Annotated in this window: 17 protein-coding genes; 9 read left to right on the top strand and 8 right to left on the bottom strand. The window is 52.5% G+C overall.

From position 1 onward, the window contains the following. Positions 1 to 8: 8 nt before the first annotated feature. The 8 genes from EHT25_RS05540 to EHT25_RS05575 form a co-directional block, all read right to left on the bottom strand. Positions 9 to 866 carry a dienelactone hydrolase family protein gene (locus tag EHT25_RS05540; protein ID WP_124871831.1) on the bottom strand — a complete coding sequence of 286 codons (858 nt, stop codon included), beginning with the start codon at positions 864 to 866 and terminating at the stop codon, positions 9 to 11. Positions 867 to 1019: 153 nt separating this feature from the next. Then, positions 1020 to 1712: an NUDIX hydrolase gene (locus EHT25_RS05545; RefSeq protein ID WP_124871835.1), complete on the bottom strand. Its 693-nt coding sequence runs from the start codon at positions 1710 to 1712 to the stop codon at positions 1020 to 1022. An 89-nt stretch (positions 1713 to 1801) separates the two neighbouring features. Continuing rightward, positions 1802 to 3457 (bottom strand): sodium/sugar symporter, encoded by a 1656-nt coding sequence (locus EHT25_RS05550; RefSeq protein WP_124871838.1) that lies wholly within the window; start codon positions 3455 to 3457, stop codon positions 1802 to 1804. Between the two features lie 75 nt (positions 3458 to 3532). Then, a complete protein-coding gene (locus tag EHT25_RS05555; RefSeq protein ID WP_124871841.1) occupies positions 3533 to 4237 on the bottom strand; it encodes an L-ribulose-5-phosphate 4-epimerase in 705 nt (234 codons plus the stop codon). A gap of 13 nt (positions 4238 to 4250) precedes the next feature. Then, on the bottom strand, positions 4251 to 5891 hold the full coding sequence (locus EHT25_RS05560) for a ribulokinase (RefSeq protein WP_124871844.1): 1641 nt from the start codon (positions 5889 to 5891) through the stop codon (positions 4251 to 4253). A gap of 86 nt (positions 5892 to 5977) precedes the next feature. Further along, on the bottom strand, positions 5978 to 7474 hold the full coding sequence (gene araA, locus EHT25_RS05565) for an L-arabinose isomerase (RefSeq protein WP_124871847.1): 1497 nt from the start codon (positions 7472 to 7474) through the stop codon (positions 5978 to 5980). 222 nt (positions 7475 to 7696) lie between these two features. After that, on the bottom strand, positions 7697 to 8938 hold the full coding sequence (locus tag EHT25_RS05570) for a DEAD/DEAH box helicase (protein ID WP_124871850.1): 1242 nt from the start codon (positions 8936 to 8938) through the stop codon (positions 7697 to 7699). Between the two features lie 192 nt (positions 8939 to 9130). After that, positions 9131 to 11851 (bottom strand): ABC transporter permease, encoded by a 2721-nt coding sequence (locus EHT25_RS05575; RefSeq protein ID WP_221622244.1) that lies wholly within the window; start codon positions 11849 to 11851, stop codon positions 9131 to 9133. A 283-nt stretch (positions 11852 to 12134) separates the two neighbouring features. Between EHT25_RS05575 and EHT25_RS05580 the strand changes: the two genes are divergently transcribed. From EHT25_RS05580 to EHT25_RS05620, 9 genes are all read left to right on the top strand, one after another. Next, positions 12135 to 12722, top strand: coding sequence for an RNA polymerase sigma factor (locus tag EHT25_RS05580; RefSeq protein ID WP_185731287.1), 588 nt, complete (start codon positions 12135 to 12137; stop codon positions 12720 to 12722). A 60-nt stretch (positions 12723 to 12782) separates the two neighbouring features. Continuing rightward, entirely contained in the window at positions 12783 to 13940 is a 1158-nt protein-coding gene (locus EHT25_RS05585; RefSeq protein WP_124871856.1) for a serine hydrolase domain-containing protein, read from the top strand. A 45-nt stretch (positions 13941 to 13985) separates the two neighbouring features. Beyond that, positions 13986 to 14507 (top strand): DinB family protein, encoded by a 522-nt coding sequence (locus tag EHT25_RS05590; protein ID WP_124871860.1) that lies wholly within the window; start codon positions 13986 to 13988, stop codon positions 14505 to 14507. 135 nt (positions 14508 to 14642) lie between these two features. Beyond that, the gene (locus EHT25_RS05595; RefSeq protein ID WP_124871863.1) at positions 14643 to 15671 is read left to right on the top strand and encodes a FecR family protein; all 1029 of its coding nucleotides are present in this window, start codon (positions 14643 to 14645) and stop codon (positions 15669 to 15671) included. Between the two features lie 42 nt (positions 15672 to 15713). Then, on the top strand, positions 15714 to 19163 hold the full coding sequence (locus EHT25_RS05600; RefSeq protein WP_124871866.1) for a SusC/RagA family TonB-linked outer membrane protein: 3450 nt from the start codon (positions 15714 to 15716) through the stop codon (positions 19161 to 19163). A gap of 14 nt (positions 19164 to 19177) precedes the next feature. Then, positions 19178 to 20845, top strand: coding sequence for a RagB/SusD family nutrient uptake outer membrane protein (locus tag EHT25_RS05605; protein WP_124871869.1), 1668 nt, complete (start codon positions 19178 to 19180; stop codon positions 20843 to 20845). Between the two features lie 122 nt (positions 20846 to 20967). Further along, positions 20968 to 22476 carry a sulfatase family protein gene (locus EHT25_RS05610; RefSeq protein ID WP_124871872.1) on the top strand — a complete coding sequence of 503 codons (1509 nt, stop codon included), beginning with the start codon at positions 20968 to 20970 and terminating at the stop codon, positions 22474 to 22476. A gap of 10 nt (positions 22477 to 22486) precedes the next feature. Beyond that, positions 22487 to 23872: a sulfatase family protein gene (locus EHT25_RS05615; protein WP_124871875.1), complete on the top strand. Its 1386-nt coding sequence runs from the start codon at positions 22487 to 22489 to the stop codon at positions 23870 to 23872. A gap of 18 nt (positions 23873 to 23890) precedes the next feature. Next, the gene (locus EHT25_RS05620; protein ID WP_229311445.1) at positions 23891 to 25306 is read left to right on the top strand and encodes an arylsulfatase; all 1416 of its coding nucleotides are present in this window, start codon (positions 23891 to 23893) and stop codon (positions 25304 to 25306) included. The last annotated feature ends 37 nt before the right edge of the window (positions 25307 to 25343 follow it).

Below are 25343 nucleotides of genomic sequence, written 5' to 3' on the forward strand. Positions count from 1 at the left end.
TCTCTTTTTCACGCCAGTTTCTCCTTGAACAACGCAATCGTGCGGTCCCAGGCTAGTTTGGCTGCGGCTTCGTTGTAGCGCGGACCGGCGGTGTCGTTGTGGAAGGCGTGTTGTGCTCCTTCGTAGACGTACAGTTTATACGGCACATTCGCTTTTTTGAGGGCTTCTTCGTAAGCCGGAATCCCGGCGTTAATCCGCTCATCCATGCCGCCGTAGTGTAACAACATCGCGGCTTTGATTTTCGGCACATCCGCAGCTTCGGGCTGGCGACCGTAAAACGGAACAGCCGCTTTCAGATCCGGATAATTAACGGCTAATTGATTCGCCATCGCTCCACCCCAGCAAAAACCGACACAACCGAGCTTGCCGTTACTGTCGGGGCGACTTTTGAGGTAATCCAGCCCTTTCAGAAAATTCTGCTTCGTTTTTTCCGCGTCCAGTTTTCCGAACAGTTCCCGCATTTGGGTTTCGTCGGTCGGCGTTCCTCCGGCGGCCGATAACGCATCGGGGGCCATCGCCAGAAATCCGGCGAGGGCCAGTCGTCGGGTAACGTCCTCAATGTGCGGATTCAGACCCCGGTTTTCGTGAATCACCACCACCGATCCGTACTTTCCATTTGCTTTCGGACGCGCCAGATAGCCTTTCATGGTGGTGTCGGAACCCGGGTATGTCACCCGTTCGGTCAGAATCCGATCGTCCTGACTGGCAACCGTTTGCGCGTGCGCATAATTCAGTTCCAGCGTCGATAAAACCGCCAGGGCCGCAGTCATGCTGCCCGTCAGTTTGGCCAGTCGTTGCAGAAAAACATCCCGCTTCAGCGGAACGTGTGTGTACTCGTCGAATAGGTTGATAATGCGCTGATCCATGGGTCGAAGGTTTAGGCAGAAAGGTACAAAAATGTTAGTGGTTTTCAGTGTACGGTTTTCGCTGGGCCGACGTTTCGGTGGCTGATGCATTCTTGCCAACGTTTTTATTAGTATGCGTCAGCCTCCGAAACGTCGGCCCAGCGAAAACCGCTTTCATTTCAAATCAAAACTACTTCCCTCCTGCACCAGTTTCTGGTAGATATTTGGATCGAACTGGTAGTAGAAAGCACCTTTTCGGGAGGAGGTTTTGTCTTTTTCGTTGAGTTTCACCAACCATTCCATCGAATTGAGCCGCTTGCTGAAATTGCGGTGGTCGAGCGGCTGGTTGTTGATCGCTTCGTACAGGCTGCGGAGCTGGGGAATCGTGAATTTTTCGGGTAACAGCTCAAACCCAATCGGTTGCGTTCGCGCCCGGCGCCGGAGTCGCACCAGCGCTTTCTCCACCATGTCGTTGTGATCGAAAATCAGGTCCGGTTTTTGCGAAACCGGAAACCACTTCGCATTGTGCGAATCGGCAAGCTCCTTGTTGTACTGATCGGTACGAATGAGGGCGTAGTAAGCAATCGACAGCGTGCGGGCCACCGGATCGCGACGAACTTCGCCGTAGGCATACAATTGTTCCATGTATACCCCAGTCAAACCGGTCAACGTTTCCAGAATCCGTTCGGCGCCTTCATCGACGCTTTCGTCGTTCTTCAGAAAACCGCCCATGAGCGACCAATTGCCTTTTTCAGGTTCAAATCCCCGTTTAATCAGCAACAGTTGAAGTTCCTGCTGGTCAAATCCAAAAATAATGCAGTCCAGGGCCACGAAATGTTTTTCGTGCTGATCGTATACAATTTCCATTTTACGTACCCACGGACTTTAGTCCGTGAAATTCTCAATTGATAGATGACTTCAAATTAAAAAATCACGGACTAAAGTCCGTGGGTACGTTAATAAAATACCGAAAATACCAATAAAACGAGGCAGGTAATGATGACTGCACCAATCAGGAACGGTTTTGAAACCCGGAACCAGTTGGCTTCCACCGCGAACGCTTTCGGCGAATCGTTCCCTTTGGATTCGGCCAGACTGATCACCACTTGCAAAATGACGCACGCCCAGAAAACCAGCCCCATGCGGTTGAGGAAGGGAATGTCCGGCGCGTTGAATTTCAGAAAAGTCGAAAGCGGAATACTCAGCAACGCGGCCGCCAGCGCCCCATTCGAGGTGGCTTTTTTCCAGAAAAAACCGAGCAGGAAAATGGCAAGAATACCCGGCGAGATAAAACCGGTGTATTCCTGAATATACTCAAACCCTTGTCCCAGATTTTTCAGGAATGGACTGATCGCCAGTGCAATGACGAATGAAACCACGATGGCAACCCGACCGCGCCAGACGGTTTGTTTTTCGGTCAGGTTTTTGTTGAAGAATTTCTGGTGGATGTCGAGCATGTAAATGGTCGAAATGCTGTTGGCTTTTCCGGCCAGCGAGGCCACAATGGCCGCCGTCAGCGCGGCAAACGCCATGCCTTTCAAACCCGACGGCAGCAGATTGAGCAAAACCGGGTACGAATTGTCGGGCTTAATTACGCCCCCTTCCGTAATCCCCCGAACAATGGCCGGATCGGCATTTTCCTGAAACAGGACATAAGCCGCCAGTCCGGGCAATACGACAATAAATGGCATCATGATTTTCAGGAACGAGGCAAACAGCAAACCATTGCGGGCCGTGCTCAAATTGGCCCCGAGCGCACGCTGGGTAATGTATTGATTGCAGCCAAAATAATTGAAATTCACGATCCACTGCCCGCCGATCACAAACATCATAAAACCGGGTAACTGGCTATAGGCGTCCGTAAAACCGCCTTTCCCGTCATACACCTGGTATTGTCCCTTGCTGAAAATCATGTGCAAATGACTATCGGCTTTCTCACGAATCAGGCCCAGGCCTTCAAAAACACCCGCTCCGGTTCCGACTTTATCGGACAGCAAATCGAGGGCTAAATACGTTGTGGCCAAACCGCCAACGACCAGACAAACGACCTGAATGACATCCGTATACCCGATTACTTTCATTCCACCCAACGTAATGAAAACCGCAAAAACCGTCAGGAAAACCGCGCAGCTCATAAATCCAAAACCAGTCATTTTTTCCAGACTCAACGCACCCAGGTAAATAATGGACGTCAGGTTGACGAGAATATACAGAAAAAGCCAGAAAACCGCCATGATCGTCGCCAGCCGTCCGTCGTAGCGGTTTTGCAGAAACTGCGGCATGGTGTAAATCCGGTTCTTGATGTACATCGGCAGGAAGTAAATTGCGATGATGATGAGTGAAAAACCGCCCACCAGTTCGTATACCGAAATCGCCAGACCGAGCTGAAACGCCTGCCCGCTCATGCCGATAAACTGCTCCGCCGAGATGTTGGACGCAATGATCGACGCGCCGATGGCCCACCACGTCAGCGAACCTTCGGCCAGAAAGAAGTCCTTCGAGTCGGCGGTTTGCTTGCCCTTGTGCGTGTAAACCCAATAGCCGTAGACGGCCACGATTACAAAATAGACCAGGAAGATTAGGTAGTCGATCGATTCAAGTCCGAGCGTCATACGAGTTAGGAAGGTTTAGGAATAACCCAGTCATCGCCGGGCCGTCGATACGGCTAACGGCCCTGACTAGGTTTGTTAATAATCTTGTCCGTAGTAAGCGTCTTTGCCGTGTTTCCGGAAATAATGCTTATCGATCAGGCTTTGTTTGATGGTCGGTGTACCGGGATTGATTGTCAGGGTGAGGTACGCCATTTTAGCTAGTTCTTCCAAAACCGTGGCGTTGTAAACCGCCTTGGCCGGATTTTTCCCCCAGGCAAACGGCCCGTGACAAGCGACCAAAACCATTTCAACTTCCTCCGCTGAAAGGTTTTGATTTTTAAACACATCCAGAATTTGATTCCCGGTTTCATGTTCGTAATCGCCCTGAATCATGGCATCGGTCATCACCTCCGTCACCGGAATGGATGCCACCAGATGGTCGGCGTGGGTCGTGCCCAGGTTCGGAATTTCGCGCATGGCCTGTGCCCAGGCGACGGCATAGGTCGAATGCGTATGGCAAATGCCGCCAATATGTTCAAAATGCCGATACAGCAAGGTGTGGGTTTTGGTATCCGACGAAGGGCGCATCGTCCCTTCGACCACCCGGTTTTCCAGATCGACAATGACAATATCCGCCGGTTTTAATTCATCATAAGGAATACCGCTCGGCTTGATGCCGACGACACCCGCTTGCCGGTCAATCCCACTGACGTTGCCAAACGTATAAATTGCCAGCTTCTGCCGCGGAATTTCCATATTGGCTTCGTACACCTGTTCTTTCAAGGCCTGGTAATTACTCATATTAAATTGATTATCAAGTATTTTTTTCGATAAAATCGCCCAGGCTTAGGTATCGCTGATAGAGAACATCGTATACTTTCGCTCGTTCGGGGCGAGGGGTAAAAACCGCATCGAAAGCGGAGGCCATGGCCCGTTGCGCTTCGGCAAAAGTCGGGTAAATACCGGCGGCAACGGCGGCACAAACGGCGGCTCCCCGCGCACAACACTGGTCGGATTCGGCCACGTTGATCGGTACATTCATGACATCGGCCAAGGTCTGCATCACGAACGCTGATTTCCGCGCGACACCCCCGATGGCAATCACCTGACGAATGGGAACGCCTTCCTCCACAAACCGCTCAGCGATCCGACGCGCGCCATAAGCCGTTGCTTCCACCAGTGCCTTGAAAACGTGAGCGGAACTGCTGCCGAGGTTTAAACCGGAAATTGCCCCTTTCAACGTGTGATTGGCATCGGGCGTCCGACGACCGTTCAGCCAGTCGATAGCAATGACATCCGTTTCGCTCACCGGCAATTGACTCGCCTGCTCGGATAAGTAAGGAATCAGGGCGGTTTGTAAGGCAGCAATTTCATCGGCCTTCCCCTGTTGGTTCAATAAACCGGCAATCGGTTCCAAAATGAGTCGACCAAACCAGGCGTAGAGATCGCCAAAGGCGGATTGGCCCGCTTCCATGCCGAGCATCCCCGGCACAATGGAGCCGTCGACCTGACCGCAAATCCCGCGAATCAGCAAATGGCCCACGTCCTCGGATGGTGCCATGAGCATGTCGCAGGTGGAGGTCCCGATGACTTTCACCAGCGCATACGGCTCGATATTGGCCCCAACGGCTCCCATGTGGGCGTCGAAACTCCCCACACCGATGACGACATCGGCTGGAACACCGAGTTTTTCGGCCCATTCTGCCGAAATCGTGCCCATCGGTTCATCGGAAGTGTACGTCTGAGCAAACAGGCGATTGCGCAAACCGGCGAGCAGCGGGTCGAGGGCAGTCAAAAATTCTTGCGAAGGCAGGCCCTGAAATTCTTCGTGCCAGAGGGCCTTATGACCAGCCGCCGTCCGGCTGCGTTTCAAGGTCAGCGGATTGGTGTTTCCGGTCAAAACCGCCGAAATCCAGTCGCAGTGTTCGATCCACGAAAAAGCCGATTTTCGAACGGCTTCATCCACGCGCAGTGTCCGCAGAATTTTGGCCCAAAACCATTCCGAGGAATAAATACCGCCGACGTATTTCGTAAAATCCGTATCCCAGCGGTGCGCCAGTTGGTTGATTTCCTCCGCTTCCCGATTGCCCGTATGATCTTTCCAGAGAATAAACATGCCGTTCGGGTTGTCGGCAAACTCGGGAAGCAGCGCCAATGGCGTTCCGTTTTCGTCGACCGGCCCGGGCGTGGAACCCGTCGTATCGACTGAAATCCCTTTGATGCCGGCAATCATTTCGGGCGAAACCTGACTCAGGGTTTCCCGAATCGATTTTTCCAGTCCTTCCAGGTAATCGAGCGGATGCTGCCGAAACTGCGAGCGGGCGGGATTGCAATAGGCCCCGGTTTTCCACCTCGGGTATTCGTGAACCCCCGAAGCCACTTCCTCACCCGTCCGGGCATCGACCAAAACTGCCCGTACCGAATCCGTTCCAAAATCTACACCAATTACAAACATGGTTTTGGGAATTAGGAGTGATGAATGATGAACGCTGCATGAATGGGAGCGCCTTGAGTCAGCACTCCATCATGCATCGATCATCATCAATAATTCTTATAGTAGGCTTCGTTCCAGCGCAGTTCCTGTTTGAATGCGTGAATCCGGGTTTCTTCGTTGATCAGGACGTATTCGACGCCCGCCATTTCGGCAAAATCTTCCATGTATTCGGACGTAATCGCTTTGCTGAAAACCGTGTGGTGGGCACCACCGGCCAGAATCCAGGCGGCAGCCGCCGTTTTCAGGTTGGGTTTGGCGTCCCACAACACGCGGGCAACGGGCAGTTTGGGCAGCGGTTTTTCCGTCGGCACCACGTCTACTTCGTTGACTAACAGCCGAAAGCGGTTTCCCATATCCACCACCGAGGCATTGATGGCGGGGCCGGGTGCGACGTTGAAAACCAGCCGAACCGGGTCCGATTTGCCGCCGATCGACAGGGGATGAATTTCGCAGGACGGTTTTCCGTCGGCAATCGACTCGTCGATTTCGAGCATGTGGGCTCCTAAAACCCGTGAACCGTTCGGCGAAAGGTGATAGGTATAGTCTTCCATGAACGAACTACCGCCCGGAAGTCCCACGCCCATCACTTTGATGGCCCGGCCCAACGCTGCGGTTTTCCAGTCGCCTTCGCCCCCGAAACTGTAGCCGTCGGCCATCAGTCGTTGTACGGCAATTCCGGGAAGCTGGTTCAGGCCGTGCAGGTCTTCGAACGTATCGGTAAATCCTTTGATTTTGTGATCTTCCAGAAAACCGCGTAACCCGATTTCAATTTTTGCGGCACCCCGGAGCGATTCATGGCGGAGTCCGGCGCTTCGCAATTCGGCAACGATTTGATATCGCTGTTCATATTCAGACACTAACGTATTGATTTCCTGATCACTTACCTGGCTGACATACGCCACCAGATCCCCAATGCCATAGCCGTAAACGGAATAACCGAACTTAATCTGGGCTTCCACTTTATCCCCTTCCGTAACGGCAACTTCCCGCATGTTGTCACCAAAGCGGGCAAACCGGGCACCCTGTAAATCATGCCAGCCCGCAGCTACACGTGCCCAGACGTTCAGCCGTTCGTGGACTTCCGGGTCTTCCCAGTGTCCGACAACGACTTTGCGTTCCAGCCGCAAACGGGAGTTGATAAACCCGAATTCCCGGTCGCCGTGCGCCGATTGATTGAGGTTCATGAAGTCCATGTCGATGTTTTCCCAGGGAATGTCGCGGTTAAACTGGGTATGCAGGTGCAGCAGCGGTTTGTGCAAAATCTTCAGGCCGTTGATCCACATTTTAGCGGGTGAAAACGTATGCATCCAGGTGATCAGCCCGATGCAATTGGGTGCGCTGTTGGCTTCCAGACACAAGCGGTAGATTTCGTCGGGGCCCGTCAGAACGGTTTTGAACACAATCTTTACCGGGATTCCGGACGATTCGTTCAGCGCATCCACGATCGTGCGTGAATGTTCCGCAACCTGTTGGAGGGTTTCTTCACCGTATAAATGCTGACTGCCGGTTACAAACCAGGCTTCAAGATGGTCAATAAAAATCATTGCAGGATTATTAGGTTGCGTGCGCCTTTCTACGAACGATCGGGCTTCGAGGGCAAATATATAAATAAATGTATTTTATACGTTTATGAAATCACAAAATTATTACTCGAAATAATCCAGTGTTGAAGGCGGATTTTAGCTGGAAATAAAAAGGCATAAAAAAACAGGAAGCGACTGTTCCTGTTCGTGCAATTTATACATGGATTAAAGTCCGCCGGACCCTCAGGACGGCTTTCCGCTGCTTTTCGGGCGTTTGGAAGAACTTTTTCGAGTACCAGGTCGTCTTTTTCGTTGCGGGAACGAGCCGCTTTTCCCCGGATTGTATTCTATCGTTTCGCCGAGATGTGCGGGTAAAGGGACTTTGGTGACGGGTGCGCCGATGAGCCGTTCGATGGCAGAGAATTTCCGTTGTTCGGTTTCACTGATGAAGGTGTAGGCAATGCCGGTGGTTTCGGCACGGGCCGTGCGGCCAATCCGGTGCACGTAATCTTCGCCATCATGCGGAACGTCGTAGTTGATCACCAGATCGATATTGTCGATATCAATACCGCGGGAGAGAATATCGGTGGCCACCAGAATCTTCAGTTTCCGACTCCGGAAAGCCAGTAACACCTGTTCCCGTTCGGTCTGTTCGAGGTCGGAATGAATGGCTTCGGCGGCAAAACCGGCTTGTTTCAGTTCGCGGGCGAGTTGTTTGACATTCTCTTTTCGGGAGCAAAAGATCAGTACGGACGGGAAATTATGCTCTTTCAGCAAGAATTTGACCAGCGCAATTTTCTGATTTTGATAAACCACAAATGCCTCCTGAACAATCTTGGCGGGCGGTTTTGACAGCGACAGGGTAATTTCCTCCGGCGCGTGCAGAATTTTCCGGGCCAGCTCCCGGATTTTCGGCGGCATCGTGGCCGACAAGAGCAAACTCTGGCGTTTGGTCGGGAGAAATGAAATAATTTTCACGATGTCGCCGTAAAAACCCATGTCCAGCATGCGGTCGGCTTCGTCGAGAATCAGGTACTGGAGTTTGTCGATTTTGGCGTACCCCATGTTCAGGTGACTGATCATGCGCCCGGGCGTACAAATCACGATGTCGGCACCACCCGACAAGGCTTGCCGCTCCGTGCTGTACGAAGCGCCATCGCCCCCGCCGTAGACGGCGATTGAGCTAACGGAAGTAAAGTACGAGAATCCTTCCAGGTTTTGGGAAATCTGGATAGCCAGTTCCCGCGTTGGCACAATGACGAGTGCCTTGATGTTATCATCGGGCCCGGCCGTGGTAATTTTATTTAGGATGGGCAGCAGATACGAAGCGGTTTTTCCCGTACCAGTCTGGGCCGAAACGATGAGATCTTTACCCGCCACGATCAGCGGAATGACTTGTTCCTGTACAAGAGTCGGTGTATCGTAATTCATGGCGTCGATGCCTTCCATCAACCGGTCATCGAAGCCAAAGTCTGAGAATTTCAAGCTAAAAAACTAAAGGTTAAATGTAGATTTTGGTCAATATAACATTTTTTCGGGCATTAAACCAAATACCGTTTAGTAAGTTAGTGTTCCCGGCTTCTTTAACGGCGGGGGAAATTGGCTTCCGGTTTTACTTTAAAACAAAAGAGCATCACGGGTTGAACGCGATGCTCTTCAGGATAAACACGACTTGGATTATTCGCTTCGCAAACTTTTCACGGGATTGATCAAGGCGGCTTTAATGCTCTGAAAACTAACCGTTAACAGGGCAATGGCTATGATGAGCAATGCTGCCAATGCAAACATCCACCACTCGATCGAAATCTTGTAGGCAAATCCCTGTAACCAGTGGTTCATGGCGTATCCGGCCAATGGGGAAGCAATCAGGAGGGCAATCGCGATCAATTTGAGAAAGTCTTTGGAGAGCAGCCCGACAATGCTACCGACCGACGCGCCCAGCACTTTCCGAACCCCGATTTCCTTGGTTCGCTGCTGAGCCGCAAAAGCCGCCAGGCCGAACAAACCGAGGCAGGAAATCAGAATGGCAATGCCGGTAAAATAGCTCACAATCGCGGACGTTCGGGCGTCAGTCTGGTAATTCCGCTGGAAATCCTCGTCGATAAACGAATATTCGAACGGTTCGTCGGGGACCTGTTCTTTCCATTTTTGCTCCACAAACGCCAGAACGTTGTCGACCTGCGCCGTATTGACGTGAACAATCAGGTAGTTGTAGCTGTTCGCATCGTTCATCAGCAGAAAAGCGTACGGCTGAATCGGCTGATGAAGATCTTCAAAGTGAAAATCTTTCACGACACCCACGATTTCCAGCGAAGCGTCGCCTTTGTCACCGAATTTCAGTTGATACCCGACGGCTTTTTCCAGTGGAATGCCCAATTTGCGCAACGTGGTTTCGTTGACCACCATCCGCAAATTGGTATCACCGGGAAATTTTGGCGAAAAAATCCGTCCTCGGAGCAATTGGAAACCCATCAAATGCATAAAATCCGGTCCCACAAAGTTGGTTTTGACGTACTGGGCCTGGCCAACATTCTGGTCGGGACGGTATAAACCAACGTCGCTTGGGCTCCGGATACCGGGGTAAAATTTGGTGCCTGATGCGCCCGTTACCTGATTGTTTTGCCGGATTTCACTTTGCAAACTCGCATACGCTTTGTGGGCCTCATCGCTACGGAGCGGAATCACCAGTTGTTGCTCTTTCGTAAAACCCAACGGCTGGTTCTGCAAAAACCGCATCTGCTGCTGAATGACCACCGTGGCAAATACGAGGCCGACGGAAATTACAAACTGAAAGACCACCAGCCCCCGGCGCAGCGCAATGGCGGAAATGCTGTTGACAAACCGGCCTTTAAGTACCTGAACCGGATTGAAAACGGAAAGATAAAAAGCCGGATAACTCCCTGCCAGTAAACCGGTTAGAAGCGTAAGCCCAATAAAAGAGCCGATGATTGCCGGTTCAATCAGTTCCCGAAAGTTCAGTTGCTTCCCGGTCAGTTGGTTAAAAACCGGCAACAGAACGGCCACCAGCCCGAACGCAAGCACCAGTCCGATAGCTGATAGAAACATCGATTCACCCAGAAACTGCCGGATCAGCAGCCCACGCCCCGCTCCCATCACTTTCCGGATACCCACCTCGGCGGCCCGTTTCGCCGATCGCGCCGTGGCCAGGTTCATGAAGTTGATGCAGGCAATCAGGAGTGTAAAAACCGCAATGGAAGCCAGAATATACAGGTAAGTCATGCTGCTGGTTGGCGTAATAATCTCCCGCATCTGCCCGTACAAATGCAGATCAGAAACCGGCAACAGCGAGATTTTCTTATCAAAACCCGATCCTTTGAGTCCTTCGCGGGCGTATTTTTCGATGAAAGCGGGCAGTTTCCGGTTCAGCTGTTGCGCGTCGCTCCCCGGGCGAAGACGCAGGTAGGTGTGGAACATATTGTTGTAATAGAAATTCTGCGATTGTTCCCGCAAAAAACTCCCAACCCAGCCCGCCGACATCGGCACCAGAAACCGCGCGTCAATGTGGGAACGCGCGCTTTCGTCGCGGTAGACGCCCGTCACCCGGAAGTTGTCGCCATTGCCGGTTTGTCCGTTAATCTTGATGACCCGGTTCAACGCCGGTTTTTCGCCAAACAGTTTATGCGCGACCGCTTCCGACAAGACCACCGAGTGAACATCCTGCAGGGCGGTTTTAGGGTTACCTTCCGTAAATTGATAGGTAAAGAGGTCAAAAAACGTGGAATCGACCTGATAACCGTTCGTTTCGTAAAACGATTGCACTCGGTGGTCGTCTTCGCGCACCTGAAGCAGTACTTTGCTTTCGCTAAAATTGGTTTTCAAGCGCGTAACCTGCTCGATTTCGGGAAATTCGGCTTTCAACGCGGCCGCATACGGCGACGACTGCCGGGGGTTTTCTTCCTGCGCACCCGTCGGATAAATGACGTCACTTTTTACCAAATACAAATTGGCAGCATCCCGATGGTGTTGGTCGAACGACAGCTCGCTCCGAATGTGCAGCAGCAGTAACATGCAGCAGGTCATGCCAATAGAAAGCCCCAGAATGTTGATGGCCGAAAAGGATTTGCTGCGAATCAGGTTGCGCCAGGCAACCACCAGATAATTACGAATCATGTCGGGGTGAAGGGGTGAAAGTTGAGGATATTCTGTCGGTTTTCGCTTGTAAAAAAAGGGCGTCAGGTAGTGCAAAACCGCCCGCCCATACTCCCGCCCGGCCTGCGCCGAACCCACCTGCTCCAGCCGCCTGCAGTATACTTCGTAAAGATCGCCCTGCAAATCTTCCAGCAGGTGCGGAGCCACAAACCACACCAGCAGCCGGTCGGCCCAGCGCGGTGGTTGGGGCGGTGGGTTTTCAGGATTGTCCTTGGGCAGCAGCTTCACCAGGTTCAGTCATTAATGGGTCAGAATCGATTAGTTATAATTATGCAAATCAAATCTCCTGCCAATCTGGAAGAAGGGCGATTCTGGCTAAATCTGGCGCATTTGATCGCATGAAATCCGGCGGGATTGTCCAGAATCGGACAGTATATGTACTAATCTGGACAGCGAATTCGTAAATCAAATTAAAGTTCTGCTGATAAATGTTAATTTTACGGTTATCGCGTTTTTATTATCTCCTTCAATGATTTTTTTGCATCTTTGAGGGTATAAACTGCAGGTTCTTTTGGCGCAATTCTCCTCACATACAGACGATTCGATTCTGTGGCAACACTTTCGGGTGGGTGATGAAGAAGCCTATACCGAGCTGACCCGGCGGTATTACCGCAAGCTGATTCATTACGGACGAAAGTTTACGCCCAATGTGCAATTGGTGGAAGACTCGCTACAGGATGTGCTGGTGCATTTGTGGTTGCATCGCAGGACGCTGAACGACACGCCCTCCGTGAAGTTTTATTTGCTCAAATCGTTTCGGAATCAGCTGTTTAAAACCCTGAAAACCAACCCAGACCGCATTGAATTGGACAGCCGGTTCGATGAATTACAGCCCGAATTTTCCAGCGAAGAGGTTTACATTCAGCAGGAAACCGATCAAAGCTTTCGAGCCAAAGTAGGCGAGTTGCTGGCGCAATTGCCGGAACGCCAGCGGGAAGTGATCTACCTGCGTTTTTTTCAGGGATTGCGCCCCGAAGAAATTGCCGAACTGCTGACGATCAAACCGCAGTCGGTCAGCAACATTTTGCAGCGGGCATTGGCCAATTTGCGTGAAAACTGGCCCATTTCTTTATTTATCGTCCTTCTTCTTTTGCTCTGATTGGTTTATTTTGCTGATCAATCCAGCTCACCGCTCTCAGGATTTCACGCTCAACCCCGTATGATTCGCTTCAAACCCGTTTCGTTTGCTGTCCTTCTGGTCTTATCGGCCTGTCAGCGTCCCGCCCAACAAGTGACGGCTCCAACTTCGGTCTATTATCCCGCTCCCGGCACGGCCTGGGAACGTCGGAAACCGGAGCAGGTCGGTATGGACGGCGCCGTATTGCAGCAGGCCGTCGCGTTTGCCAAACAGCAGGAAACCAGGCAAATGCCCCGCGATTTCTCGACGCAGGAAGAAATTTTCGGAACCCTGCTGGGGCCCATTCCCTCCGACCGTGCTCCGACCAACGGGATCATTCTCAGGCACGGCTACATCGTGGCAGAATGGGGCGAAACCGATCGCCCGGACCCCACCTACAGTGCCGCCAAAAGCGTTCTTTCCACGATTGTCGGCTTAACCATCGACCGCGGCTTGATCCGCAATGTCCATGATCCGGTGGTGAATTCCATTCAGGATGGGGGCTACGATTCGGAGCAAAACCGCAAAGTAACCTGGGAACACCATCTTCGGCAAACAAGTGAATGGGAAGGCGAGTTATGGGGTAAAAAACACGACTTTGTGGGCAAAACGGCATACGGGCGCGGAGAACGAAAACCGCGCGAATTGCAACTACCCGGCACTTTTTACGAATACAATGACGTTCGGGTGAACCGGCTGGCGTTGTCGATGCTTCGGCTCTGGAAAAAACCGCTCCCGAATGTGCTGAAAGACGAAATCATGGACCCCATCGGCGCGTCCAATACCTGGCAGTACGTCGGCTATCCGAACGCCCGGGTGCCGATTGACGGAAAAATGATGTCGTCCGTGAGTGGTGGAACCCGCTGGGGGGGTGGACTCTGGATCAGCACCCGCGACGAAGCCCGGTTTGGCTATCTGGCTTTGCGCAATGGACGCTGGCGGGACAGGCAACTTATTTCAGCGAACTGGTTCAAGGAATCGGTGCAACGCGGCCCGACGGGTCAGGATTACGGCTATCTGTGGTGGCTCAATACCGAAAAAAAGGCCTGGCCTGCTTCACCCGCCACCAGTTTTGCGGCCATTGGCGCGGGTTCCAACATCATCTGGATCGATCCCGAACACGATTTGGTGATCGTCTGGCGGTGGCACGACGGCAATCCCGACGAATTGTTCAAACGCGTTCTGGCCGCCATCAAATAATTATTTTTTTCCAGCTTTATCCCAATCTATCCACAACCCGAATCGATGTCAACCACCCCAAAAACCGAAGTCTGGCAACGCGGCCCCATACCCGAAGTCCCTCCTCTTTTGCAACCGGTAGCTCACGCATTGTTGCAGGCCCGCGAAGAAGTTGAGGGACTGATGAGCGGTTTTCCGGCCAATTATCTCTGGCAAAAACCGGCGGGTGTTGCGTCGGTCGGCTTTCATTTACAGCACCTTACCGGTGTTTTGGACCGACTTTTCACTTACGCCAAAAACGAATCGTTATCAAATTCCCAACGCGAATGGCTGGCTTCGGAAGGAAAATCGTTTCACTCGGAAAAACCGGTTCAGGATCTGGTTGCCCGGTTTCATGAACAGGTCGACCAGGCCGTCGAGCAACTGAAAACCACCGACGAACAAACGCTGACGGATTTCCGGGGCATTGGCCGGGCACAGCTCCCCTCAACCGTCCTGGGCCTGCTTTTTCATGCCGCCGAACACACCCAGCGCCACGTCGGACAACTTTACGTAACCATTCACGTGTTGCGGACGTATCCAAAATAGGGGTACGGTTTTCAGTTTACGGTATTCGGTGCGGTTCCCCGTAATTAAATTGAAATATTTTTTGAAAAAATTGATGAGATCGGCCTGGGCTGACTGTCTTGAAAGAAAAACAGGATTTTCAGCCAACGGACGGGCATGGATTATCAGGATTTTACAACCTCGGATTTTGTCAAAGACGCATCGTTTCAGCGGTGGGTTATTGCACCGGATGCCGCAACAAATTCATTTTGGGAAACCTGGCTTCAGAATCATCCAAACAAAGCTTCTGAACTGGAAGAAGCGCGACAGCTTATTCTGGATCTGAAATTCGGGCAAAACTACAATGCCAATCGCGCGATGGTTGAAGTCTGGCAGAACCTCCAGGCGGAAATCGCGGCCGAAGAGCGGACCGAAACCGCACCTGTCAAACGTGCTTCCCGTGTTTTGCCGGAAAACGCCTGGCGGGCCGCAGCGGTTTTTACCGGTATTTTTATACTGTCCTACTTTCTCTTTCAGCTTTACCGGCCGGAACCCACGACGGTGATTGCCACCCGGTTTGGCGAAACCAAAACCGTTACCCTCCCCGACCAGTCGATCGTTACGCTCAATGCCAATACCCGGTTGACTTTTCCGACGCATTGGGATCCGGAAAAAACCCGGGAGGTCTGGCTCGACGGGGAAGCTTTCTTTAACATCCGCCAAAAACCGGCCTCCGGGCAAGCCCTGTTCCGCGTTCACTCCAATGCGGTTGACGTGGAAGTTCTGGGTACCACCTTCAACGTTAACAACCGGCACGCCCGCTCGCGGGTGGTGCTGGCAACCGGAAAAGTGCGCCTGACCATTCCCAGGACGGACCGCCAGAAACCCATTCTGATGCAGCCCGGTGATCTGGTCGAAGTCCCGGAAAATGGTTCGTCCATTATTCAGGCGGTGGTCGATCCCGATTCGTATTCTTCCTGGCGGAATAACCGCCTGATCTTCGATAAAACACCCCTCCGCGACATTGCAACCCTGCTCGAAGACACGTACGGCTACACAATCACTTTCACCAAACCGCAACTGGCCGTGAAGAAATTTTCCGGCAGCGTTCCTGCCCGGCAACCGGAATTGCTGCTGACTACCTTAACCCGGCTGTATGGGTTGTCAATTACCCGCAACAACCGGCAGTTAACGATTTCTAACTAACCTTATTCAACCTCCGAACCAGTCAATACAACTCCTAAAACGATGCATTACTCTACCTTTAAAAAGTCAGTCTGGCTATTGGTGGGGCTCACTACGCTCACTGGCCGTAGCGGTTTTTCGCAGGAATTGGCCTCCATCAAAGAACTGACGATTACCAGCACCATTCAGGATAAACGCAAAACGACCCAATTACTTACCCGACTACTCTCCCAACTCGGATCGCATTACGGCGTCAGTATTAATTACGACAGCGATTTACTCGAAGGCAAAACGGTAAAAACCGCCCCACTGGACCTGAAAACCCGTCAGGAAGCGGAACTCGAAGAAACGCTGACTTCGCTATTATCGTCCCAGGGACTGCGGTTCGAAAAATTAAAATCCGGTTTTTACCTGATCCATTCCGAAAAAGAAAACCGCAAACTGCCGGAACCCAAAACCGGTAGATCGGACAACCGGCGTCTCCTTGAAACTTCGATTCAGGAAGCCATCGCTTTTCAGGTGAGCGGAAAAGTCTCCGACGAAACAGGGCAGGGTTTGCCGGGAACGAGTGTTGTTCTGAAAGGCACCACCAACGGAACCGTTACGGATGCCAGCGGGAATTATTCGCTGAGTGTTCCCGATGAAAACAGCATCCTTGTTTTTTCGTACATCGGCTACGTGGCGCAGGAAGTCGCCATCACCGGGCGATCCACGGTGGCGGTTACGCTGAAAAAAGACGTAAAATCGTTGAGCGAAATCGTGGTGGTTGGTTACGGAACGCAATCCAAAACGCAGGTAATCGGGTCCATTTCACAGATCAACGCCGATAAAATCAATAATCGCACGGTCACGCAGTTGTCGCAGGGGTTAACCGGGCAAATGCCGGGAGTGACCATCATTCAGCGTTCGGGCCAGCCGGGTTCCAGTGGTGGAACCATCCAGATTCGGGGGGTCGGTTCGTTTTCGGCTTCGACGGCCCCACTCATTTTGATCGACGGCATTCCGGCGAATTCGTTTAATAACGTCGATCCGAACGATGTGGAGTCGGTTTCGGTACTGAAAGATGCCTCGTCAGCCGCCATCTACGGAGCCCGGGCGGCCAACGGCGTGATCCTGGTAACGACCAAAACCGGTAAATCCGGCAAAATGCGAATTAGTTACAACGGGTACGGCGGGGTTCAGAAAATGACTGCAACGCCCCGGTTTGTTACTTCGGCGGAGTATGCGCAATTGCTCAACGAAGCCGTTCCGAATTCGTATACAGAAGATCAAATTCAGAAATTCAGAACCGGCAGCGATCCCGACAATTACCCGAACAGTGATTTCATGAAAGGGACTTTCAAAAAGCAGGCATCGCAAACCAGCCATAATTTTTCGGTTTCCAACGGGACCGAAAACACCCAGTATCTGCTTTCGTTCGGCTATTTGGGGCAGAACGGGATTCTGGATAAAAACAATTTCAACCGGTATAACCTCCGCCTGAACCTGACGAATAAGCTGTCCCAAAAGGTGAAGTTAACGACCCGGCTTTCGGGCATTCAATCGGTGGACAACCAGCCCGCCCCTCCGGCCACGCTCGATTTTATCGGGATGGATGGAATCATCAGCAACACGGTTCGGATTCCGTCGATTTACCCGATCCGTTACGCCAACGGCGACTGGGGGACGGGGGTTTCCAACAAGGGAACCTCGGTTTCGTATTTGCAGAACGATTCTTTTTACAAAGGCAAAACGACCGATCTGGGCGCCAATGCCCGGCTGGATTACACCGTTATTCCGGATCTGACGCTTTCCGCTCTGGGCGGATATACCCAGTTGAATCAGCGCGTTACCCGGTTTTTAGCTTCTCAACGGCTCAATTCCACCATTACGCTGGGACCGTCGTCGCTGAACGAAACCAGCACGAATACCAACTACCGCACGATTCAGGCGTTTGCTGATTACAAAACCAACATCGGATTGCACGAATTTGGCGTTCTCGCAGGCTACTCATTTGAAACGTCGCTGAGCGAATCGCTCGCGCAGGGCCGGGGCGGTTTGCCTTCCAACACCATAACGGTTATCAACGCCGGGGATGCGAGTTCGCAAACTACCAGCGGCAGTGCGTCGGAATGGGCGCTGGAATCGTATTTCGGACGAGCTCAATACAATTACGACCGCAAATACCTGGTTGAGGGTGCCGTCCGTTACGACGGTTCATCGCGGTTTCCAACCAATCGGAAATACGCTTTATTCCCCTCCGTGGCCGTGGGCTGGCGAATCAGCGAAGAAGGCTTTGTGAAGGATCACCTACCCTGGGTCGACGAGTTGAAGGTGCGGGCATCGCACGGCCGACTGGGGAATCAGAACATTCTCACGAATGGCGACCCCAATTACTATCCGTACCAGAACGTTTTGAATACCGGGTATAATTATCCGTTTGGCGGGGTCATCACCACCGGGGTTGCGCGCACCACGATCACCGATACGACCCTGCATTGGGAGTCGACCCGGACGACCGACATCGGCATCGAAGGCAGTTTGTTCAAGCGGTTACTGGCCTTCAGCATCACCCATTTCAACAAATACACCTACGACATTCTGGTCAGCCCGGCATCGAGTGTCGCCCAGGTTCTGGGCTTTACCGTCGGCCAGAAAAATTCGGGGCGGCTGTCGAACAAGGGCTGGGAATTTACGCTTGATCACCGCCATAAATTCGGCGATGTTGGGTATTCGGTCGGTTTTAACCTGACGTACACCAAAAATACCATCCTCGATCTGGGAGTCGGCAACGTGAAACAGCCCAATGGTCTGGTCGGAAACGGCAGCGATCTGTTCATTGGTTATCCACTGCAACTGTACTACGGTTACGTGGCCGATGGCTTGTTTACGAATCAGGACGACATCAACAGCTGGGCCAACCAGACGGCGATTGCTCCGAATCCAAAACCGGGTGACATTCGCTACAAAGACATCAGCGGCCCGGATGGAAAACCGGATGGCAAGGTGGACGCCAATTACGACCGCACCCTGCTGGGCAGCCAGATTCCGAAATTTACGTACGGAATTAACCTCGGCGCCACTTACAAAGGCTTCGATTTGGGAATTCTGTTTCAGGGTGTTCGTGGCGTAAGCGGTTACTTAAACAACTACGTCGGCTGGGCACTATACAATCAGGGCACCATTCAGCGCTGGCAAATGGACGAACGCTGGACACCCGCCAATCCGGATCGCAACGCGGGCTATCCCCGGATGGAAGTGATCACCAACGCCGGAACCAACAATACGCTTTCGTCATCCTTCTGGATTCTGAACGGTTCCTACTTGCGGCTGAAAAACATCCAGTTGGGCTACACCATACCCGCAACGCTGACCCGAAAGCTCAAACTCTCGACGGTTCGCGTTTACGCCAACGGCGAAAACCTGAAGCTCTGGAGCAACTACCGCGAAGGCTGGGACCCGGAAATCAATACCGGCGGTTCGTATTACCCGATTCTGGCGAACTACACCTTCGGACTTAACCTCACCTTCTGATCCACCGAATGAGTATGAAACGTAATCCTTCTTTTCTTCGAACGACAACGGCGGTTTTTCTGCTGACCAGTCTATTCACGCTCAATTCCTGCCGCGACGAACTGGATAAAAGTCCGCTCAGCAGCTACGTTAACGAAACCTTCTGGACCAGCGAGAACAACGCCATGCTGGCGCTGGCGGGCGTCTATCGCGGCAGTATTCAGATGACTGCTGCACCCACGACCGGGGCAGAATTTTCGGCAACCGACTGGTGGTCGTACCACGGTTTGATCATGCTGGACGTTGCCACGGACAATGCGTACGACCGGCGGGGCGACAATTCCGGCATCAACCAGCTAACCAACGGCAACCTTGTGGCTACCAATAGTTACCTGGGAAATTACTGGAAAGCGAGCTACGACCGGATTGCGCGTTGTAACTATTTTATGGAAAACGTATCCAAAACACCGGTTGCGGAAGCCAAATTGAAACGCCTGTTGGCCGAAGCCCGCTTTATCCGCGCTACCCAATTCTTCTACCTGTCACAAACCTTCGGGGCTGTTCCGCTGGTAAAAACCACCCTGACGCTTGAAGCGGCCAATTCCGTTTCGAAAACGCCCAAAGCGGAGGTCTTGAAATTCGCAACCGATGAACTGATCGCATCGGCCGTCGATCTGCCCCGTGACAAGGACATTCCAGCCGCCGAACGGGGCCGGGCGTCCAAACAGGCGGCTCTGGCGTTTCTGGGCCGGGCTCAACTGGCCACCAATGCGTTTGCGGATGCCGCAGCCACTTACAAAACCATCGTTGAATTCGGTGATAATGCCATCGATCCGAATTACGCCAGCCTGTTCAATGGCACCAACGAAGGCAGTAAGGAGCTGATTTTTGCCACACAATACCTGAAAGACCAGGCACCGAACGCCATGGCTCAACACTTTTTTCCGGCCGTCAACGGCGGCTGGCACCTTTTCAACCCGCTGGGCAGCCTGGTGGAATCGTACGAATTTACGGATGGTACGGTTTTTTCGTATACCGACGCGCGTTACAACCCGAAAGACCCGACGACCAACCGCGATCCGCGTTTACGGGCCAATATTCTGTTCAATCAGCAGATGTTTCAGAACATCCTGTACGTAACCCACCCGGATTCGACCAAATCCGCCGACCAGTTGACCACCACCAAACAGGCCACGCGCACCGGTTACGGATTGAAAAAATTCAACTGGGAAGGGCTGACGGGCGATTTGCAAAACTCGGGCGTCGACCTGCCGATCATTCGCTACGCCGAAGTGCTGCTGAGTTACCTCGAAGCCCGGATGGAAAGCGGGGCGGTGGATCAGGCGTTGCTCGACCAGACCATCAACGCCGTTCGCGGGCGTTCGTCGGTGGGTTTACCGAAAATTACGGAAACCGATCCGGCCAAATTACGGGTCATTCTGCGTCGCGAACGCCGGAACGAGCTGGCGTTTGAAGGCATTCGGCTGTGGGATCTGCAACGCTGGAAAATTGCCGCGGATGTTTTGAAAGGGGATTTTTACGGCGCACCTTTTCCAAATTCAAAAAACCTGCGCAAAAAAAATGCGACTACAACCGATCCGGTTGGCCGTTGGTACGTAACTTCCAAAGCATTTCGGGCAGGCATCGATGAAACCTGGCCAATTCCGCAAACGGAAGTCAACATTAATCCCAATTTAAAGTAAGTATCCGGTTAAAACGAGTTTATCGTTTGAAGGCACTGGTTTTCGCGCCAACTTTAAACCAGTGCCCTCAAACGATAAACGTATATTCACTAAAACAGGTACGTTCCTGCTCCAATCGCCCTATGAAAAACCGCTTTCTATCGCTATTCTTTACACTTTATGGGATCATCGCTCAGGCTCAGCAAAAACCCAATGTCGTTCTGATTTACGCCGATGACCTCGGCTATGGTGACGTGAGCTGTTACGGAGCAACCCACGTAAAAACCCCCAACATCGACCGGGTTGCGGCCGAAGGACTCCGTTTCACCAACGCGCATGCCACCTCGGCAACCTGCACGCCCTCCCGCTATTCGCTCATGACGGGCCAGTATGCCTGGCGAAAAACCGGTACCGGCATTGCACCCGGCGATGCGGCTTTGCTGATTCCGACCGACCGGGTCACGTTGCCGGGTGTATTGCAACGGGCGGGGTATAAGACCGGAGTTGTTGGGAAATGGCACCTGGGACTCGGACCGAAAGGCGGGCCTGACTGGAATAGTGACATTAAACCGGGACCACTGGAAATCGGATTCAATTACTCGTTCCTGCTTCCGGCCACCGGCGACCGCGTTCCCTGCGTTTACGTCGAAAACCACCGCATTGTCGGGCTGGATCCCACCGATCCGGTTCAGGTAAGTTACAAGGACCCGATTGGAAATGAACCAACCGGCAAGGCCAATCCGGAATTACTGAAAATGATGTATTCGCACGGTCACGACCAGACGATCGTCAACGGCGTCAGCCGGATTGGCTACATGAGTGGCGGAAAATCCGCGCGGTGGGTGGACGAAGAAATGGCCGACGTTCTGACCGGCAAAGTGAACCAGTTCATCGAATCCAATCAGAAAACCTCCTTTTTCGTTTATTTCTCAACGCACGACATTCACGTGCCGCGCATGCCCCATTCCCGGTTTGTGGGGAAAAGTGGCATGGGACCGCGCGGTGACGCCATTTTGCAACTCGATTACTGCGTGGGCGAAGTCATGAAAACGCTCGACCGGCTGGGACTCAAAGACAAAACAATGGTGATTATCAGCAGCGACAACGGGCCGGTGGTCGACGATGGCTATAAAGACGATGCGGTGGCCAAACTGGACGGACACAAACCGGCAGGCCCCCTTCGGGGCGGAAAATACAGCGCTTTCGACGCCGGTACGCGGGTGCCGTTCATCCTTCGCTGGCCGGGAAAAGTCAAAGCAGGAACTTCCGACGCCGTGCTGAGTCAGGTCGATCTGTTGGCTTCTCTGGCGGCTTTAACCGGTCAGAAACTGAGTAAAACGGAAGCAACTGACAGCTTCAACACCATCGACAGTTTTCTCGGAAAAGATAAAAAAGGCCGTGATTTCGTCATTGAACACGCTCTAAACAATACCCTTTCAATTATTAAAGGCAACTGGAAATACATCGAACCCAGCCAGGGACCGGCTTTGCAAAAGGCCACGAATACCGAAACGGGTTATAATTCACAGCCTCAATTGTACGATTTGAAAACCGATTTAGGGGAGACGAAAAATCTGGCGGCTCAAAATTCGCAGATCTTAGCAGAACTGGCAGCGTTGCTGAAATCGGAACGGGAAAAAGATTCGAAGTAAGCTTTCGGCCATGAAAAAACGCAGCGGTTTTTACGGGTTGCTGGCTCTGGGACTACTGTTGACCAGTGCCACGATGGTTCGGGAGCAGCCCCTTCCCAACCTCCGCCCGAACATCATCTGGATTCTGTCGGAAGATATTTCAACGGAATTGTCCTGTTATGGAACGCCGGTTGTGCAAACGCCGGTGCTGGACCAGCTCGCGAAAGAAGGCATTCGATTTACGAATGCCTTCACCACCGCCCCGGTTTGTTCGCCCAGCCGCTCGGCCATCATCACGGGCATGTACCAGACCAGTATTGGCGCGCACAATCACCGCAGTCACCGCGACGACGGGTATCATCTGCCCGCGCCCGTCAAACCGATCACGGATTACCTGCGGCAGGCGGGTTACTACACCGTGAACGTAAAAACGGCCGCCCCGGGTGTGGCCACTCCCACCAAAACCGACTTCAATTTCATCCCGGATCACCCGGTTTTTGACGGCACCGACTGGAATCAGCGAAAAACCGGTCAACCGTTTTTTGCTCAACTGACGATCGACGAGACTCATCGTGGGAAAGCCTGGAAAACGGTGGTAAAGGCGCACGAACCGCGCATTAACCCGGATGACGTGGTTTTGCCGCCGTATTACCCCGATCATCCAATCGCGCGGGCCGACTGGGCAACGTACCTGGAATCGATTCAGCTCATGGACAGCTACGTCGGTAAAATCCTGCAACGCTTGAAAGACGAAGGAATTTCCGAGAATACCGTTGTGATTTTTTCGGGTGACAATGGCCGTTGCCATGTCCGCGACAAGCAATTTTTGTACGAAGGCGGCATTCACGTACCGCTGATCATCCGGTGGCCGGGTCAGTTAAAAGCCGGACAGGTCAATACCGATTTGGTGAGCGCCATCGACGTTTCGGCCACCATTCTGAAACTGGCCGGAGTTGAACCGCCCGCTTATCTGGACGGTCGGGTAATGCTGGGGGCGGGTATCAAAAAACGGGAGTACATCGTGGCCGCCCGGGATCGGATGGACGAAACCGTTGACAAGATGCGTTGCATTCGCGACAGGCAATTCAAATACATTCGGAACTACCTGCCGGAGCGGCCTTACATGCAGCCAAATAAGTACAAGGAAACCGAATATCCGATGTGGAATCTGCTGAAAGAACTGAATCAGCAGGGAAAACTGACGCCCGCACAGGCACTTTTTGTGGCCCCGACCAAACCCGCCGAAGAGTTGTACGACCTGAAAACCGATCCGCATGAACTGACGAATCTGGCGACGTTGCCCAGGTACCGGAAAACGCTGGGCAAAATGCGGACAATTCTGGACAGCTGGGTGCGAACGACCAACGATCAGGGGCAATTTCCCGAACGGAAAATCGGGCTGTCTCCAAAGCCATAATTTCGAATCCTAATCCGAATGAAATACTTCCTACCCTTTCAAATCCGACGGTTTCTCCTCCTCGGCCTGCTTCTGGCAGTTGTTGAGCCGGTTTTGGCGCAACGATCGGCGAAACCGAACATCATTTTTATTCTGGCCGATGACCTGGGCTACGGCGACGTGGGCTGCTACGGCCAGAAGTGGATCCGGACCCCGAACATCGACCAGTTAGCGAAAGAAGGCATGCGATTTACGCAGTATTACGCGGGCAGTTCGGTCTGCGCGCCCTCCCGGGCGGTTTTAATGACAGGTCAGCACACGGGTCACACTTACATTCGCGGTAATTACGATTACGAAACCGAAGGAAATCTGCCAATTCCGGATTCGACCATCACGTTGCCGGAAGTTTTGAAAAAAGCGGGTTATCGGACGGCCATGATCGGAAAATGGGGATTGGGCGGACCTGGTTCGACCGGCGGCCCTAACCGGCAGGGGTTCGATTATTCGCTGGGCTACCTTGATCAACGCAAGGCCCACGATTATTACATTCCGTATTTGTGGGAAAACGAAAAGAAATATCCGCTTGAAAAAAACAGGGATGGCAACCGGAACACCTACAGCCACGACGTTTTTGCGGAAGCGGCTCTGACGTTCATTCGGGAAACCAAAAATCACCCGTTCTTTCTGTACCTACCGTTTACCATTCCGCACGGAAAGCTGGAAGTACCGACTGACGCTCCGTATTCGTTGGAAAAGTGGTCCCAACCACAAAAGAACTATGCAGCCATGATCACCCGGCTCGATGGCGACATTGGCCGGATCGTGGCGCTTCTCAACGAATTGGGCATTGATCAAAATACACTGATCGTATTTACCAGCGACAATGGCCCGGTAAAAGCCGTAGCCGATCAATTCGACAGTAATGGGCCCTTTCGGGGTTATAAACTGGATTTGTACGAAGGCGGAATTCGTGAACCGATGATTGTGCGCTGGCCCGGTCGCATTAAAGCCGGAAGTGAAAATCACGAAATCGCGGCTGCCTGGGATGTGCTGCCAACGTTCTGTGAACTTGCGGGAGCAACTACCCCAAAAGCCATCGATGGCATTTCCTTTTTGCCGACGTTACTCGGAAAACCGCAACCCAAATCCCATTCGAACCTGTATTGGGAGTTTTTCGAAATCAATTACAACTGGAATAAACCCGACAACAAATTTCCCCGAATTTACCTCGACAAACAGGCCGCCCGCATGGGCGACTGGAAGGCGGTTCGCGCGGATTTGTTGACCAAACCCGACGCGCCACTGGAATTGTATAATCTGAAAGACGATGTCGGCGAAACCAAAAATGTCGCGGCCGCGCATCCGGACGTGGTGCTTCAAATGACGGAACTGCTCCGGACCAGTCGTCGCGAAGGAGATTTTTTCAAAGCAAATCCCAATCAATTACTGAAATGAAACCGCTGCCAGCTGATTTTCATCCGGTTCCCTATTG

Origin of the sequence: Larkinella rosea, from assembly GCF_003858635.1 — a bacterium.
Classification (GTDB): domain Bacteria; phylum Bacteroidota; class Bacteroidia; order Cytophagales; family Spirosomataceae; genus Larkinella; species Larkinella rosea.

Excerpts from the sequence above, each read along its gene's own strand:
- EHT25_RS05560 (WP_124871844.1), bottom strand. The coding sequence starts at position 5,891 with ATGTTTGTAATTGGTGTAGATTTTGGAACGGATTCGGTACGGGCAGTT.
- EHT25_RS05550 (WP_124871838.1), bottom strand. The coding sequence starts at position 3,457 with ATGACGCTCGGACTTGAATCGATCGACTACCTAATCTTCCTGGTCTAT.
- EHT25_RS05545 (WP_124871835.1), bottom strand. The coding sequence starts at position 1,712 with ATGGAAATTGTATACGATCAGCACGAAAAACATTTCGTGGCCCTGGAC.
- EHT25_RS05595 (WP_124871863.1), top strand. The coding sequence starts at position 14,643 with ATGGATTATCAGGATTTTACAACCTCGGATTTTGTCAAAGACGCATCG.
- EHT25_RS05600 (WP_124871866.1), top strand. The coding sequence starts at position 15,714 with ATGCATTACTCTACCTTTAAAAAGTCAGTCTGGCTATTGGTGGGGCTC.
- EHT25_RS05610 (WP_124871872.1), top strand. The coding sequence starts at position 20,968 with ATGAAAAACCGCTTTCTATCGCTATTCTTTACACTTTATGGGATCATC.
- EHT25_RS05540 (WP_124871831.1), bottom strand. The coding sequence starts at position 866 with ATGGATCAGCGCATTATCAACCTATTCGACGAGTACACACACGTTCCG.
- EHT25_RS05605 (WP_124871869.1), top strand. The coding sequence starts at position 19,178 with ATGAAACGTAATCCTTCTTTTCTTCGAACGACAACGGCGGTTTTTCTG.
- EHT25_RS05585 (WP_124871856.1), top strand. The coding sequence starts at position 12,783 with ATGATTCGCTTCAAACCCGTTTCGTTTGCTGTCCTTCTGGTCTTATCG.
- EHT25_RS05590 (WP_124871860.1), top strand. The coding sequence starts at position 13,986 with ATGTCAACCACCCCAAAAACCGAAGTCTGGCAACGCGGCCCCATACCC.
- EHT25_RS05615 (WP_124871875.1), top strand. The coding sequence starts at position 22,487 with ATGAAAAAACGCAGCGGTTTTTACGGGTTGCTGGCTCTGGGACTACTG.
- EHT25_RS05620 (WP_229311445.1), top strand. The coding sequence starts at position 23,891 with ATGAAATACTTCCTACCCTTTCAAATCCGACGGTTTCTCCTCCTCGGC.
- araA (WP_124871847.1), bottom strand. The coding sequence starts at position 7,474 with ATGATTTTTATTGACCATCTTGAAGCCTGGTTTGTAACCGGCAGTCAG.
- EHT25_RS05555 (WP_124871841.1), bottom strand. The coding sequence starts at position 4,237 with ATGAGTAATTACCAGGCCTTGAAAGAACAGGTGTACGAAGCCAATATG.